Genomic DNA, 15,170 nt, shown 5'->3' on the forward strand with positions numbered 1-15,170 from the left:
ATTTCTCTGACTCTAGTCTTCCTCACGACCATGATTTGAGCGGGGGGGCGAAAAACGCCCCCCACCGTACTGGAAAGGGGTTTATCCCTCAATTCCGAGTTTGTTGCAGGCGTAGTCGATAGCTTCACCTACGCTGGTGAGCTTCTCTGCGTCCTCATCGGGTATCTCGATATCAAACTCCTCCTCGATACCCATGATGAGCTCGACGATATCGAGGGAGTCAGCACCAAGGTCCTCTACGAAGGAAGACTCGGTCTTTATCTGATCCTCCTCTACGTCGAGGCGATCGATCACGATCTCCTTCAGGCGAGCAAGAACTTCTTCTCTCTTCATGGTATGTCACCTCCCTTCGTTGAATTACGATCTAGACCATGGTCATGCCGCCATCGACGGCGAGAACCTGGCCGGTGATATACGAAGCTTCATCCGACACCAGAAAAGCGACAGCAGAGGCTACATCCTCCACTGTGCCAGGGCGACCGGAGGGGATAGAGGATACCATCCCGTCCTTTACCGACTGAGGGAGAACCTCGGTCATATCGGTAACGATAAAACCGGGAGCCACGGCGTTCACCGTTATACCTCTTTGAGCATACTCCCTGGCGACGCTCTTGGTCAATCCTATCAATCCCGCTTTAGAGGAACAGTAATTCGCCTGGCCGGGGTTACCTATTAGACCTACAACCGAGGCCATGTTGACAATCCTGCCCCAACGGCCTTTTGACATGGCCTTTATGGCTTCCTTTGAGCACAGAAAAGCGGACTTCAGGTTACCGTCGATAACCGTATCCCAATCTTCCTCTTTCATCCTCATGAGCAACCCGTCTCTGGTCACACCGGCGTTGTTGACGAGGACCTCGACAGGACCAAGTTCTTTTGCGACAGAGGAGAAAATCCCCTTAACGTCGTCGGAGGACGAGACGTCCCCAGAAACGGCCATAGCGACGCCGCCGGAGGCATTTATCTCCTCCACCAGCTCCGAGGCGGACTGGGCTGAACTCCTGTAGTTAACCGCTACCTGGTATCCCGCAGAAGCCAACTTAAGGGAGATCGCCTTGCCTATCCCCTTAGCTCCTCCTGTAACCAGGACAACCCTTCCGTTCTCGGGCATTTTATTGATCCTCCTTCAGAAAGTCAACGGCTCTCTCTAAATCCGCCGAAGATCCTACCGAAAGGGTCTTCACTCCCTTGCTGCATTTCTTCGCCAATCCGGCTAGAACGTTTCCAGGCCCCAGCTCAAGGAAGGAGGAGACACCGGATTCTACCATAAAACGGACGGACTCGACCCATCTAACAGGGCTATAGGTCTGCCTGTAAAGGCCGTCTCTGATGTCTTTCACCGTCGAAGCTGAAGATGCGGAGACGTTGGCCACTAGAGGCCAACGTGAATCGCTCCAAGAACAACGATCCATCTCCTCCAGAAGCTGATCCGCCACAGGGGCCATTAGCCTGCAATGGAAGGGAGCACTGACGTTAAGGGACACCGCTCTCTTCGCCCCTTTAGCTTTAAGCAACTCCACCGCTTTTTTTATCGCCTCGTCGTGTCCTGATATGACGACCTGCCCTGGAGAGTTGAAGTTCGCCGCCTCACAGACCATATCGCCGTCGCAGGAACGACAAATCTCCTCAACCGATGAATCGTCGAGCCCTAAGACGGCGGCCATCGCCCCCTCTCCCTCAGGGACAGCCTCCTGCATCAGCTTTCCACGAGCGTGAACGAGCCTGACGCCGTCAGCGAGGGATAAAGTACCGGAGGCGACCAGGGCGGAATACTCCCCTAGGCTATGGCCTGCGACAAAGGCAGGAGCAAAATCCACACCTATATCCTTTCGCAATACGTCGAAGACCGCGACGCTAGCGGCCAAAATAGCTGGCTGGGTGTAAGCGGTAAGCTTAAGCTTTTCCTCAGGCCCATCAAACGTAATTGAGGTCAAAGAAAACCCTAGAGCCCTGTCAGCCTCGTCAAAAACCTCACGGGCAGAAGGGTAACCATCGTAGAGATCCTTAGCCATACCGACAAACTGGGCACCTTGACCGGGAAAAAGAAGGGCGTAACCCATATAAAAACCTCTCCTCTCCACAAAAAACTACTTTACCTCCGAGGATAGCCGAGAACAGATCGTCTCCGCTTCCTCGCATATAGATCTTATTATGTCGGCAGCGGGAGAGATGGAGGAAACCATGGCGGCTATCTGACCTGCCATCAAAGACCCCATCTCGATATCACCGTCTACTACCGCATCTCTCAGTCTACCGGCCCCTAAAGACTCTATATCCTCGGCAGGAGCACAGACTCTCTCCAGCTCGTCAAACTGAGCGGTAAGCTTGTTTCTGATGCACCTGACAGGGTGCCCCGTTGAACGACCGGTGACGGCGGAACTTCTGTCCTTGGCGTCTATAACCGCCTGTTTATACCTGTCGTGTACCCTGCATTCGGAAGCACATATAAACCGAGTCCCAATCTGAACCCCTTCTGCTCCTAAAGCAAAAGCAGCGGCCATTCCTCTGCCGTCTCCGATACCTCCTGCGGCGACTACAGGGACCGACACAGCGTCAGCTACCATAGGTGTAAGGACCATAGTCGTCAGCTCTCCGATATGGCCTCCTGCTTCGGATCCCTCTACGATTATCCCATCCGCACCTTGCCTCTCAACCCTTTTAGCCAGAGCTGTAGTGGGCACAACGGGAAGGACCTTTATTCCAAGGGGCTTAAGTCGGTCTAATACCTTCCCAGGACTACCGGCTCCGGTGGTCACCACCGGGACCAGGTGCTTTGCCGCAAGCTCTATCGCATCTGGAGCGGTAGAGGACATCAGCATAATATTGACACCAAAGGGCTTATCGGTCAGAGTCCGAATTTTGGCGATCTCCCGATCCAGTAGCTCCGGAGGCATATTGGCCGCCGCTATAATCCCTAGCCCTCCACCGTTACTGACCGCAGCAGCGAGCTCGGCGTCAGCGACCCAGGCCATTCCACCCTGAATCACAGGGTAGGAAACGCCTAAGAGCTCTGTTATCCGTCTACCAAGTATCATGGCTCTTCACCTCACGATTCAAATACAAAAGCTCCGTAGGTCATGCCAGCACCGAAACTGGTGACCAGAACCTTCTGCCCCTTTCCAGAGACGATCCGACCGTCTTTATATCCCTCGTCGAGGGCTATAAAAACCGACGCAGCGGAAGTGTTGCCGTATCTATCCAGGTTATCTATGGATTTACGCCTGTCCACCTTAAGTCTCCTGAGAACCCCTTCGACTATCCTCATGTTCGCTTGATGGAAGACCCACCAATCTATATCCTCAGGAGCCAGACCAGCCTTAGCACAGACCTCCGAGAGATATCCAGGGAGAACCCTCTGGGTAAACTTAAAGACCTCGTTTCCCTTCATCGAAACAAAATGCTTTTTTCCCCTTACTGTCTCATCGGACGCAGGAAGGGCGGAAAGACCGGCAGGAAGGGTTATGTAGTCACACAAAGTACCGTCCGCCCGAAGATCACAGCTCAACATGCCTTTTTTAGAGCCCGCCTCGAGCAACACAGCACCTGCCCCATCGCCGAAAAGGATACAGGTAGACCGATCGCTCCAATCGATGAGTCTGGAAAGGACCTCGACCCCTACCACTAAAACCCTGTTCCATAGGCCCGATGCTATTCCAGACGCCCCTACGGACATAGCGGAAATGGACCCGTTACAGCCGGACTGGACATCCATAGCCCCAGAGTTGACCGCCCCTATAATACCCTGGACCCTACAGGAGACCGCGGGGAAAAGGGTATCAGGGGAATTGGTTGCCACTACGATCATGTCGACGGTATCAGCGGAGACACCGGCTTTTTCAAGGGCACGACGGCACGCACAGGAGGCGAGATCGCTGGCGTTCTCTCCCTCAGAGGCGATGTGCCTTATCTTTATGCCGGTCCTCTCCACTATCCACTGGTCGGTTGTATCCACTACCTTGGAAAGCTGGTGGTTATCCAGGGTTTTAGACGGCACCGCCATACCGGTGGAGACCACCTGGACCGGGCGACCTGCTATCAACGACATTAAAGCGCCTCCTTCTTCTCAAGAAGGAGCTCTCCGATCCCCCTCTTGATCTTCTCAACTCCGTCTTTAATGGCAAAATCTCTAGCTACAGAAAGGGCGCTAGCTATGGCAGGGGCTTTCGACCTGCCGTGAGCCTTTATGACCGCCCCGTTTACACCGAGCAGAGGGGTTCCGCCATACCTTTGATAATCAAAACGATTTTGCAACCTCTTGAGCATAGGTAGCATGAACAACAAACCAGCTTTAGCCAGAAGGCTATGGTCGACCTCGTCTTTGAATATCTTAAGGGCCAGTTCTCCGATTCCCTCGAAGGACTTGAGCATCACGTTTCCGGAAAATCCGTCGGAGACCACCACGTCAGCGACTCCAAAGGGAACTCCGTTTCCTTCGACATATCCACCGAAATTGATATGAGGGGCCTTCTGGAGCTGTTCCCTGGCGGCGGAGATAACCTCGTCCCCTTTTATCTCCTCCGACCCGTTGGAAAGCAACCTAACGTCGGGCTCGTCTACCTCAACCATGTGCTTCATGTAGAGGGAACCCATTACGGCAAACTGGGAGAGGTTAAGAGGCTTACACCTTATGGTCGCCCCTACATCTATGACGAAGGTAGGTCTATTGAGGGTAGGAAGGACTACCCCAAGACCTGGTCGATCTATGCCGGAGATCCTCCCGACCACAAGGACACCTCCTGCGACTATGGCTCCCGTATTACCGGCGGAGACACAGCCAGCGGCCTCCTTCGACCGAACCATCTCCATGGCTAATCTCAGGCTTGATCGTCTCATAGACCGAATAGCCTTGGCGGGCAGGTCGTCCATGGATATAACCTCATCGGAGTGAACCACGTGAAGCCTGCTCCTTATCCCCTTATCTACCGAGGAGATCTGTTCCTCTATGGCTTTAGAATCGCCGACAAGGGCGATCTCCAGATCCGAATAGGTCCGACAGGCTTCGACAGCCCCAGGACAGTTCTCGGAGGGACCGTGGTCTCCTCCCATTGCGTCAAGCGCCAGAATCAAGCCTCTCACCTCTGATCTTTCTCTCGTCCTCACAGTCCAGCGCCACAACTATATAGCGACCGACGAAGACCTCTTTGTCTCCTACCCTGGTCCTGACGCTGACGATATATTTATTCCCTTTATGAACCCCGACTTTCGCTCTCGCCATAAGGGAATCGCCTATCTTAGCGGGAGACTTAAACCTGCCTCTAACGGAGCCAACTATAACCATATCGGCCTCGACCACCGCTATGGCCAAAGAGGAAGCCTGAGCATATATATAGTGATCCCACACGTAATCGGTATGCCTGAAGGCCATCTCCTGTCTGGTCTTAAGGACCGACAGGGCCCATCGATTGGGCTCAAGGTCGAGTAACTCGCCTATGAACTCCTCCTGTTTCAGCGACCGAAGCTTTCTGGTAGCCTGTTCCGCCATACGTCTGGTTCTCTCTCGAAGCTCCGGCACACCAAGCAAAGCCCTATCCAGACGGACGGTGCTCACGCTCACCGATAGAACCTCAGCCAACTCTTCGTCGGTCAGGAGAGGATTCTGTCTTATGAGCTTCGTCAGTTTTTCGTGCCGAATCTTTCGGTTGACCGATCGTGCCACCATAAGCCCCTCCGTTATCACCTGATACTAATAGCAGATTTGAAGATACGATAAGTATATGAACTTTCCGGCCCAAGGTCAAGAGGGCATATAAGAAAAAAGGAGAGGGGATCCCCTCTCCTTTTTCTTATATGCCCTTAATCCTGCTGATCGGCGCTTACAGCTACGGCTTTGCGACCTCTGTAATAACCACACTCAGAACAGGCATGATAGTTCAGAATCGTCTCGCCGCAGTGTGGGCAGGCGGTCAGAGCGGGACCGGTAAGACGGCCAAGCCACTGAGCTTTTCTGTGATGGGTCCTGCGATGGGATACCCTACTTTTTGGAGTTGCCACTGGAATTCCCTCCTTTACGTGAAGCTACCGAATTTGTCGGCCAAAATCTGGAATCGAGGATCTGCCGCTTCCCCTTCTTCCCTGGTCGTAAACGGCCCGATCGAATCACACCCTTCGGGACACTGAGGGAAGGGCGGCATGGAGACGACGAAACATTCCCATAAAACCTGGGATATGTCGATGGTCTTGCCTATCCTGGTCACCACCATAACGTCCTCGGAAAGGTCGGCATCGTCCGACTCTTCGTCGTCGGGCTGCGGCACATAACAATACCCGAAATTCTCGTCTAGCGCAACCTCTAAGGTTGAAAGACATCTTGAACATTCCGTTTTGATCGATCCGACCAACCTAATATCCGCCCGGACACCCTCCCCCGACCTGGACAGATCGACGGAGACGACCAGAGGAGACTTCAGTCGATAGGGAATCCCTCCAAGGGATATATCGTCAGGTAAAGTGACATCCCACTGACGGTGGGTCCCTTCAGACCCCTCCTCCGGGACCTCCACGACAAAACGCCAGGACTCGGGCATTTCCCTTATGGTCATAGGAACTCCATCATCGATAACGGAAGTAGACTAAAGGGATACGAGTTTTTTGGTATCTCTGGCGATAACGAGTTCCTCGTTTGTGGGGACCACAACTACCTTGACCTTAGAGTCGTCGGAGCTGATGACTCTCTCCTCGCCTCTGAAATCGTTTTTCTTCGAGTCGACGGAAACCCCGAGGAAGCCCAAGCTAGCGGTAGCGCTCTCTCTGATAAGGGAGCAGTTTTCACCTATACCGGCGGTGAAAACTATTGCGTCAACTCCGCCCATAGCGGCGGCGTAGGCTCCGATATACTTGGTGATACCGTAAGAAAGCATATTGAAAGCCAATGTCGCCCTCTCGTCCCCTTTGGCCATGCCGTCCTCGATATCCCTGAGGTCGCTGCTTATGCCAGATACACCATGGACACCGCTCTCTTTGTTCAGAAGGGAATCGGCTTTATCCACAGAGCCCTCTTTCTCAGCGATAAACTTGACGATAGAGGGGTCTATATCGCCACAGCGGGTTCCCATAAGGACTCCCGCAAGAGGGGTAAAGCCCATCGTGGTGTCCACACACTTGCCGTTCTTAACGGCGGTGATAGAGCTACCGTTGCCCAGATGGCAGGTGATTATCTTAAGATCCTCGATGGGCTTACCGAGGATCTCCGCACAGCGGTTGGCAACAAAGAAATGACTGGTGCCGTGGAAGCCGTAACGACGGACTTTATAGTCCTCGTAGTAACGGTAGGGAATACCGTACATATAGGCCTCTTTAGGCATGGTCTGATGAAAAGCGGTATCGAAAACCCCGACCTGAGGAACCTCAGGGAGGACCGCGGTGATGGCCTCTATGCCGGTGATGTTAGCGGGATTGTGGAGGGGGGCCAGAGGAACACACTCTTTGAGAGCGTCCATAACCGCACCGTCCAGGCGAACGGAACAGGCGAACTTCTCGCCAGCGTGGACGACCCTGTGTCCTACCGCACTGAGCTCGTCCAAGCTAGAGAGAACTCCGTGGCCCTTGTCCAGAAGGGCGTCGAGAACCAGCTTAACGGCCACCTTATGATCGGGTATAGAGGTCTCGATGGAAACGGCATCGGAACCTACCTTGGTGTGCTTGAGCCTTGATCCCTCTATACCGATACGCTCGATGAGACCTTTGGCTAAAACCCTTTCGTCTCCCATATCGAAAAGCTGATATTTGAGAGAGGAACTTCCGCAGTTGAGAACGAGAACTTTCATGTATTTATGCCTCCTTGACCTATTCGCCTTTTATGGCGTATGTTTTCCCCACAAATTCAATTCTACGAGGGGGCTTTCTGATGTGTCAAAAAGCGATAGGGATAATCGCCGAGTACAACCCGTTACATAACGGACACCGTTACCAGATGGGAGTCGCCTCCGAATCAGGGGCTCCTTTGATTGTCGTTCTATCCTCAAATTTTTTACAACGAGGAGAGCCAGCTTTCATCGATAAAGAGAGCCGGGCCCGTATGGCGTTGAAGGCAGGTGCCGACCTGGTGCTGGAGCTGCCGGTGGTATTCTCCTGCCATAACGCCGGTGTATTCGCAAAAGGGGCGGTCGATATACTGGAGGCCACAGGGGTCGTGGACCGAATATCCTTCGGGATGGAAAACATCCCTCCGACCTTGGACAGGATCCTTGCCATTCTAGTGGACGAACCCCATCCTTTCAAGGCCAACTTAAGATATTTTCTGGATTCCGGTTTTTCCTACGTACAGGCCAGAGCGGAAGCGGCGGAAAAACTGTGTCCAGGGGCGAGGGAATTCCTCTCCCTGCCTAACAACAGCCTTGCCCTGTCATACATGACGAGAATAGCACAAAAGAACTACCACATAAGGCCCATGCCTGTAAGCAGGATCGGAGGAGGCTACCATCAAAAGGAGCTTCACCCAACCTACCCTAGCGCCACATCGGTGAGATACGCCGTGAGGAACGGAAATCCCAACTCGACCGATGGAATGTCCTCCTGTTGTGCCGAGATCCTACAGGAACAGATATCCCTCGGAAGATGCTGTATGGATCTTGGCAAACTGTGGGAATATATTAGGTTTTCGCTCATGAGGACCACTCCGGAAGATCTAGGGAAGCACGCCGAATTTGGAGAGGGCATAGAAAACAGGTTTCTATCCTATCTCCACCGATCGTCATCCTGGGAGGAGTTCATCTCCCTCTGCGTAACGAAAAGGTACCCCCGAGGGAGGCTTCAGAGAAACATGATCCACTTCCTTATAAACCTGAAGCACCGCCAGAACAGGGATTTCCAAAAAAAAGGACCGGCCTACATAAGGACCTTAGGGGCTAACGCTAAAGGCAGAGAGCTGCTTAAAGCCATGAAAGAAAGGTCCAGGCTCCCGCTGGTGGCCAGACTCTCCCACCTAAAAGGCGACGAATATGGATCGTCCATGATGGACGTAGAGAGAAGGGCATGCGACCTATGGGAACTTTTAATTCCTCAGGGCAACCCTGGAAGAGAGCTCAAGAGAAGCCCTGTTCTGATCTAGAGCACCTCTAAAAACTCTAATCCTCGGAGAGATCGTTCCGACGTAGACCATTTGAGCCCGTATACTCGACCTGCCGTCGTGTAGAACGAATGGGGCGACAGGACGTGCCCTCCGAGGCGGTTCGTACGAAACAGGCAGGTCGAGTATACGATTGGGCCAGGGCGCAGACGGAACGGTCTTTCCGAGGGGACTCAAAGGTGAGTTTTTAGAGATTCCCTCTAGACCTTCTCCCCGTCGAACCGAGGGAACCTCTCTCTGAGCCTTCGGAACACCCCAGGAGGCACCATATCCTGCACCGGGCCCCCGAAGTTAAAAATATCCTTTACCGCATGGCTGGAGAGATAGGAGTATCGAGCATCGGTAACGATGAAGAGGGTCTCTATCTCCGGTGCCAGCTGTCGGTTCATCTGGGCAAGCTGAAACTCGTACTCAAAATCCGAAAGGGCCCTCAGGCCTCTCACTATTATTCGGCTTTTCTGTCTGCGAAGAAAGTCAACTAAGAGACCGGCAAAAGAGTCTACCTTCACGTTAGGCAGATGACACAGGGCCTCTCGGGCCATGGTCTTTCTCTCCTCGACGCTGAAGGTGGACTGTTTTTGGGGATTTGTCAAGATAGAGACGGTGAGCTCGTCAAACAGACCAGCAGCTCGTTCCGCTATGTAGATATGGCCGTTTGTTATAGGGTCGAAGGACCCAGGATAAACGGCACCGATAACCTTCTTCAACTAGGTACCTCCTCTTCGTTGACGGACCAAGAGAGAAAAGAGAGCACCGACCGGCCGTACTTCCTCTCGTCTCGAAGTATCCATGGATCGGGCACCGCTAATTTGTCGTCTACCGATCGCTCTATGACTATGACTCCATCTCTGGCTACGATAGAACTGCGACTAGCGAGCAGCTCCGGCAGGGAGCGGCCCCATTTTTCACCGTAAGGGGGATCGGCAAAGACGACGTCGAATACCATATCCCTCCTGGCGACCCAGGAAAGCCCTTTTCTCACGTCCATGGAAAGATGGGTATGACAGTCATAGCGGTTTTTTTTCCATATATCCTGAGACCGGCTTCTGATCAACTCCACCGACACCACAGGAGATGCCCCTCTACGACAGGCCTCAAAGGCTACCTTACCGGTACCGGAAAACAGATCTAAAAAGGATTTTCTCCTCAGGTCCCCAAGTATGTTGAAGAGAGCCTGAAGGACCATTCCTGTAGTGGGACGGACCTCCTTCATGACCTCGAGAGACAGGCCGCCGCTGCATCCACAGCCCCTCTCACCGCAGGGGTTAGATAGGGGGATGAAGCCTCGTCTATCCTTACTAGAGCACCCTCGCCCCGTCTCACCACTTTAAGATAAAACTTCTGCTCATAACCGTCATCGGAGGTGATAGCCTGAACCAACCAGGCGTCTTCGCCGTTATAGTAGACCTTGCCTAAATTCCAGTGAGCCTCCCCAACTCCATCGGAGACGTTCAGGAAACCACCCTCTAAAGGGGTAAAAGAAGCCCTCTCTCCGTCTATAGCTACGTGCATATCCTTCAATCCCCCTTCCACCGTTCTGGAGACGGTGCATTTACCTTTTTTTTCAAAAACAAGGATAAAAGTATCTTTCCCCTGATCCAACCATTTTCTCTCGTACTTTGTGGTTATCTTTCTCCGCTTGTTCACGTCGAAAGAAACCAGCTCCAGAGCTGGGTGCTCACCTAGGACTTTCCCCACCTCCTGAGCGTACCATTCCTCGTCGGTAGCCAGTTCAAACTCACCTCCCACCTTGAGGACTGAGGCCACGGTATCGGAAAAACCTTTATGGGTAACCCTCCGCCTCGAATGCCTCTCTTTAGGCCAGGGACAGGGGAAACTCATGTATATTTTATCCAAAGACTGATCCTCAAAACACTCTCGAAGAAGAAAACGAGCGTCTCCTCTGATTATCCTGACGTTAGGAACGCCCTCCCTCAGTGCCCTCTTGATAGCTTTTTCCGCACAGGTCATGGATATCTCCATTCCAAAGACCAGACAGTCCCTCTCTTCCTTCGCCAGGTGGATAAGGAACTCTCCGTTACCGAACCCTATCTCCGCTATGGCCCTGGAGTTCTGAGAGCTAAGAACCGGTAACCCGGAGGAGGCAGGCTCCAGCAGCACATCCGTTCTCTTCATAAAAAAACACTCTCCAAGCATCTATTATTAATATTAAACATATTCACACTGCCCTATAAACGAGAATCGACGATCATTATACCTCATCGACGAAATACGGGTGATTTGCTTTGACTATTGAAATCCTCTTGGTATAATCTACAGGGTGGGCTTGTATGGAGTATATTTTCACCGTAGTACTCTGCTTCTGTTTAAGAGAAAAAAGAAAATATCTCCTGTAAAGTTCGCTTTGCAACGCAGGATCGATAGTGTTATGATGTTCTTGTATGGGGTATACAAGCTAGGCTCGATCATGCACACATTAAGAGGGGGTAATTTTTATGGCGAAACAGTGGAAAACCATGGACGGGAACATGGCAGCGGCCCATGTCTCCTACGCGTTCACAGAGGTTGCGGCAATATATCCGATAACCCCGTCGTCCAACATGGCAGAGTACGTCGACGAGTGGGCATCCCACGGCAGAAAGAACATCTTTGGAAAAACAGTAAGGCTAGCTGAAATGCAGTCTGAGGCGGGGGCAGCCGGTGCCGTCCACGGATCTCTTTCCGCTGGATCTCTCACCAGCACCTTTACCGCGTCTCAGGGGCTTCTTCTCATGATCCCCAACATGTACAAAATCGCAGGAGAGCTTCTTCCTGGAGTGTTCAACGTCAGTGCCAGAGCCGTCGCAGGCCACGCCCTCTCTATTTTCGGAGATCACAGCGACGTAACCGCCTGTAGGGGAACGGGCTTCGCCATGCTGGCATCGGGAAGCGTCCAGGAGACCATGGACCTTACCGCCGTGGCTCACCTCGCGTCAATTCGTTCCAGCATACCTTTCCTGAACTTCTTCGACGGCTTCAGGACCTCCCACGAGATTCAAAAGATAGAGGTACTGGACTACGACGACCTAGCTGAGCTAGTTGACTGGGACGCCATAAGGGACTTCAAGGAAAGGGGCCTCAACCCCGAGCATCCCTACCAAAAGGGAACCGCCCAAAACCCGGATATATTCTTCCAGGCCAAAGAGGCCGCAAACCGATTCTACGATGATCTGCCGGAAATCGTGGAGGACTACATGAAGCAGATCAGCAAACTTACCGGCAGACATTACGCCCCCTTCAACTACTACGGCGATCCTGAAGCCGAGAGGGTCATGATAGTTATGGGCTCCGCCACCGAGGCCGCCGAGGAGACGGTGGATTACCTTATGGCCAGAGGCGAGAAGGTCGGTGTCCTTAAAGTCCACCTCTACAGGCCCTTCTCCGCCAGACACTTCTTCGAGGTACTCCCAGCATCGGTGAAGAGAATCGCCGTTCTCGACCGCACCAAAGAAGCGGGTGCATTAGGCGAGCCCCTTTACGAGGATGTCTGTGCCCTGTTCAACGAGAAGGACCAGAGACCTCTTATCGTCGGAGGACGTTACGGCCTTGGCTCAAACGACACAACTCCGAGCTGGCTGAAGACGGTATTCGATAACCTTAAGCTCTACGAACCTAAAAACCACTTCACCATCGGCATAGTGGACGACGTCACCAGGCTTTCCCTTGAGCTTAAAGAGGAGATCAACGCCGCTCCTGAAGGTACCATCAGATGCAAATTCTGGGGACTTGGCTCCGATGGAACCGTCGGCGCCAACAAAAACGCCATAAAGATCATCGGAGATAACACCGAGATGTACGCCCAGGGCTACTTCTCCTACGACTCCAAAAAGTCCGGCGGTATAACCGTATCTCACCTCAGGTTCGGCAAAAAGCCCATTAAATCGACCTATCTCATCAAGGACTCGGACTTCGTCGCCTGCCACAAGCAGGAGTACGTACACCAGTACGACGTCCTGGACGGACTTAAAAATAACGGCACTTTTCTCCTAAACACCCAGTGGACCGACATAGCGACCCTGGAGGAGCACCTTCCGGGCAACGTAAAGAGGGCCCTGGCGGAGAAAGAGATCGACTTCTACGTCATCAACGGAACTGACCTAGGGACGGAGATAGGCCTGGGCAACAGGATCAACATGATCATGATGTCCGCTTTCTTCAAGCTAGCCAAGGTCATTCCCTACGAGGACGCTATCAAGTACATGAAGGACGCCAACGAAAAGACCTACGGCAGAAAAGGCGAGAAGATCGTGGCCATGAACGACATGGCGGTGGACAAAGGAGCCGATGGGCTTATCAAGATAGAGATCCCCGCCAGCTGGAAGGACGCGGAGGATTGCTGCTGCGCCGGTTGCTGTGGCGACGACACCGCTCCCGACTTCATCCAGGACGTCTGCCGTCCTATGAACGCTCAGAAAGGCGACACCCTTACGGTAAGCGCCTTCATGGGCAGGGAGGACGGAAGCTTCCCCAACGGAACCTCGGCATACGAAAAGAGAGGGGTCGCCATAGACGTCCCTGAGTGGATCATGGATAAATGCATCCAGTGCAACCAGTGCGCTATGGTCTGCCCTCACGCCTCCATACGTCCTATACTCCTCGACGGCGACGAGATGGCCGACGCACCGGAGGGTTTCGAGGTTATGGACGCCAAGGGTAAGGAGCTTGAGGGACTTAAGTTCCGCATGCAGGTCAGCCCACTTGACTGTATGGGATGCGGCAACTGCGCCGATATCTGCCCTGTAAAGGCCCTGGAGATGAAGCCCATCGCTACCCAGACCAATCCTCAGACGGAGAACTGGGACTTTGCGGTCTCCGTCAGCGACAAGTCGGACAAGGTAAACGTCAACACCGTAAAAGGCAGCCAGTTCGCACAGCCCTACCTGGAGTTCTCCGGTGCCTGCGCTGGATGCGGAGAGACCCCTTACGCCAAGCTTGTCACCCAGCTCTTCGGCGACAGGATGATGATAGCCAACGCCACCGGCTGTTCCTCCATCTGGGGAGGCTCTGCGCCGAGCATGCCCTACTGCACCAACGCCAAGGGCCAGGGACCGGCGTGGGCTAACTCCCTCTTCGAGGACAACGCTGAGTACGGCTACGGCATGGCCCTTTCGGTCAAAGATACCAGAGACGAACTGGCCAGCAAGGTAGAGGCCCTTATCTCCATGGATATAGACGACGAGGTCAAAGGCGCCCTTCAGGCCTGGCTCGACGCCAAAGACGACAGCAACGGCTCGAAGGTGGCCGCCGATAGGGTCAGAGGCATACTGGATCTCGACCTCGGATGTGACGAGGCAAACTGCCTCCTCTACGAAATAGCCGAGCTTGAGGACTACCTGGTCAAAAAGTCCATATGGATATTCGGCGGAGACGGCTGGGCCTACGATATCGGTTACGGCGGACTGGACCACGTCCTCGCCTCCGGCGAAAACGTCAACGTCCTAGTCTTCGACACCGAGGTATACTCCAACACCGGCGGTCAGTCCTCCAAGTCGACCCCCACCGCGGCTATAGCTAAGTTCGCCGCATCGGGCAAAAGGGTGTCCAAGAAGGACCTCGGCCGGATGGCTATGACCTACGGCTACGTCTACGTAGCTCAAGTCGCCATGGGAGCTGACAAAAACCAGCTCATGAAGGCATTAGTTGAGGCCGAGGCCTACGACGGTCCTTCCCTGATCATAGCCTACGCCCCCTGCATCAACCACGGCCTTAAAGAGGGCATGGGCAGGACCCAGCATCAGAGCAAAAAAGCTGTAGACGCAGGATACTGGCACCTCTATCGCTACAACCCAATGGCGGAGGAAGAGGGCAAAAACCCCTTCACCTTGGACTCTAAAGAGCCTAAGGAATCCTTCAGAGACTTCATCATGAGCGAGGTCCGTTACTCCTCACTGGTGAAGACCTTCCCGGAGGTCGCAGAGAACCTCTTCGAGGTGGCGGAGAAGGACGCAAAGAGACGTTACAACATCTACAAGGCCCTTGCTCAGGGTTGTCAGGCTTAAAAAAAACCAGAACAATCTATCTAGACAAAAAGCCGGGAAATCCCGGCTTTTTGTCTTTTTAGCGGTTGACCAGATTTTACAGTCGGTGTATAATGTTCCTCGTTGAT

At 53.3% G+C, this 15,170-nt stretch carries 15 protein-coding genes; 2 read left to right on the forward strand and 13 right to left on the reverse strand.

Annotated elements, in window-relative coordinates; all coding sequences use genetic code 11:
- Positions 1 to 81 precede the first annotated feature (81 nt).
- The 10 genes from acpP to B9Y55_RS01235 all read right to left on the reverse strand — a co-directional run bounded on the left by acpP (position 82) and on the right by B9Y55_RS01235 (position 7,763).
- Positions 82 to 333: an acyl carrier protein gene (acpP, locus tag B9Y55_RS01190; RefSeq protein ID WP_085543520.1), complete on the reverse strand. Its 252-nt coding sequence runs from the start codon at positions 331 to 333 to the stop codon at positions 82 to 84.
- A gap of 31 nt (positions 334 to 364) precedes the next feature.
- Positions 365 to 1,111 (reverse strand): 3-oxoacyl-[acyl-carrier-protein] reductase, encoded by a 747-nt coding sequence (gene fabG / locus B9Y55_RS01195; protein ID WP_085543521.1) that lies wholly within the window; start codon positions 1,109 to 1,111, stop codon positions 365 to 367.
- Position 1,112: 1 nt separating this feature from the next.
- Positions 1,113 to 2,060, reverse strand: a complete 948-nt coding sequence (gene fabD / locus B9Y55_RS01200; protein WP_085543522.1) for an ACP S-malonyltransferase — start codon at positions 2,058 to 2,060, stop codon at positions 1,113 to 1,115.
- Positions 2,061 to 2,087: 27 nt separating this feature from the next.
- Positions 2,088 to 3,035, reverse strand: coding sequence for a nitronate monooxygenase (locus tag B9Y55_RS01205; protein ID WP_200806595.1), 948 nt, complete (start codon positions 3,033 to 3,035; stop codon positions 2,088 to 2,090).
- Between the two features lie 11 nt (positions 3,036 to 3,046).
- Positions 3,047 to 4,045, reverse strand: coding sequence for a beta-ketoacyl-ACP synthase III (locus B9Y55_RS01210; protein ID WP_085543523.1), 999 nt, complete (start codon positions 4,043 to 4,045; stop codon positions 3,047 to 3,049).
- The gene (gene plsX, locus B9Y55_RS01215; RefSeq protein ID WP_085543524.1) at positions 4,045 to 5,067 is read right to left on the reverse strand and encodes a phosphate acyltransferase PlsX; all 1,023 of its coding nucleotides are present in this window, start codon (positions 5,065 to 5,067) and stop codon (positions 4,045 to 4,047) included. Before plsX ends, B9Y55_RS01210 begins: the two co-directional genes overlap by 1 nt.
- A complete protein-coding gene (gene fapR / locus B9Y55_RS01220; RefSeq protein WP_085543624.1) occupies positions 5,051 to 5,656 on the reverse strand; it encodes a transcription factor FapR in 606 nt (201 codons plus the stop codon). The genes plsX and fapR overlap by 17 nt, the downstream gene beginning before the upstream one ends.
- A gap of 137 nt (positions 5,657 to 5,793) precedes the next feature.
- The gene (gene rpmF, locus B9Y55_RS01225; RefSeq protein ID WP_085543525.1) at positions 5,794 to 5,991 is read right to left on the reverse strand and encodes a 50S ribosomal protein L32; all 198 of its coding nucleotides are present in this window, start codon (positions 5,989 to 5,991) and stop codon (positions 5,794 to 5,796) included.
- Positions 5,992 to 6,005: 14 nt separating this feature from the next.
- The gene (locus tag B9Y55_RS01230; protein WP_085543526.1) at positions 6,006 to 6,539 is read right to left on the reverse strand and encodes a YceD family protein; all 534 of its coding nucleotides are present in this window, start codon (positions 6,537 to 6,539) and stop codon (positions 6,006 to 6,008) included.
- Positions 6,540 to 6,569: 30 nt separating this feature from the next.
- Positions 6,570 to 7,763: an acetate/propionate family kinase gene (locus B9Y55_RS01235; RefSeq protein WP_085543527.1), complete on the reverse strand. Its 1,194-nt coding sequence runs from the start codon at positions 7,761 to 7,763 to the stop codon at positions 6,570 to 6,572.
- Between the two features lie 80 nt (positions 7,764 to 7,843).
- Between B9Y55_RS01235 and B9Y55_RS01240 the strand changes: the two genes are divergently transcribed.
- Positions 7,844 to 9,046 carry a tRNA(Met) cytidine acetate ligase gene (locus B9Y55_RS01240; RefSeq protein ID WP_159448182.1) on the forward strand — a complete coding sequence of 401 codons (1,203 nt, stop codon included), beginning with the start codon at positions 7,844 to 7,846 and terminating at the stop codon, positions 9,044 to 9,046.
- Between the two features lie 218 nt (positions 9,047 to 9,264).
- Here the strand turns inward: B9Y55_RS01240 and coaD are convergent, their stop codons facing one another.
- From coaD to trmB, 3 genes are read right to left on the reverse strand one after another with little or no spacing between them, the layout of a single operon-like run.
- Positions 9,265 to 9,771, reverse strand: coding sequence for a pantetheine-phosphate adenylyltransferase (gene coaD / locus B9Y55_RS01245; RefSeq protein ID WP_085543529.1), 507 nt, complete (start codon positions 9,769 to 9,771; stop codon positions 9,265 to 9,267).
- Positions 9,768 to 10,277, reverse strand: a complete 510-nt coding sequence (locus tag B9Y55_RS01250; protein ID WP_085543530.1) for an RsmD family RNA methyltransferase — start codon at positions 10,275 to 10,277, stop codon at positions 9,768 to 9,770. The genes coaD and B9Y55_RS01250 overlap by 4 nt, the downstream gene beginning before the upstream one ends.
- Entirely contained in the window at positions 10,274 to 11,200 is a 927-nt protein-coding gene (gene trmB / locus B9Y55_RS01255; RefSeq protein WP_085543531.1) for a tRNA (guanosine(46)-N7)-methyltransferase TrmB, read from the reverse strand. Before trmB ends, B9Y55_RS01250 begins: the two co-directional genes overlap by 4 nt.
- Before the next feature lie 320 nt (positions 11,201 to 11,520).
- Between trmB and nifJ the strand changes: the two genes are divergently transcribed.
- Complete coding sequence (gene nifJ / locus B9Y55_RS01260; protein WP_085543532.1) at positions 11,521 to 15,063, forward strand: pyruvate:ferredoxin (flavodoxin) oxidoreductase; 3,543 nt, start codon at positions 11,521 to 11,523, stop codon at positions 15,061 to 15,063.
- Positions 15,064 to 15,170: the final 107 nt, after the last annotated feature.

The sequence above is a fragment of the Dethiosulfovibrio salsuginis genome, from assembly GCF_900177735.1.
Classification (GTDB): Bacteria; Synergistota; Synergistia; order Synergistales; family Dethiosulfovibrionaceae; genus Dethiosulfovibrio; species Dethiosulfovibrio salsuginis.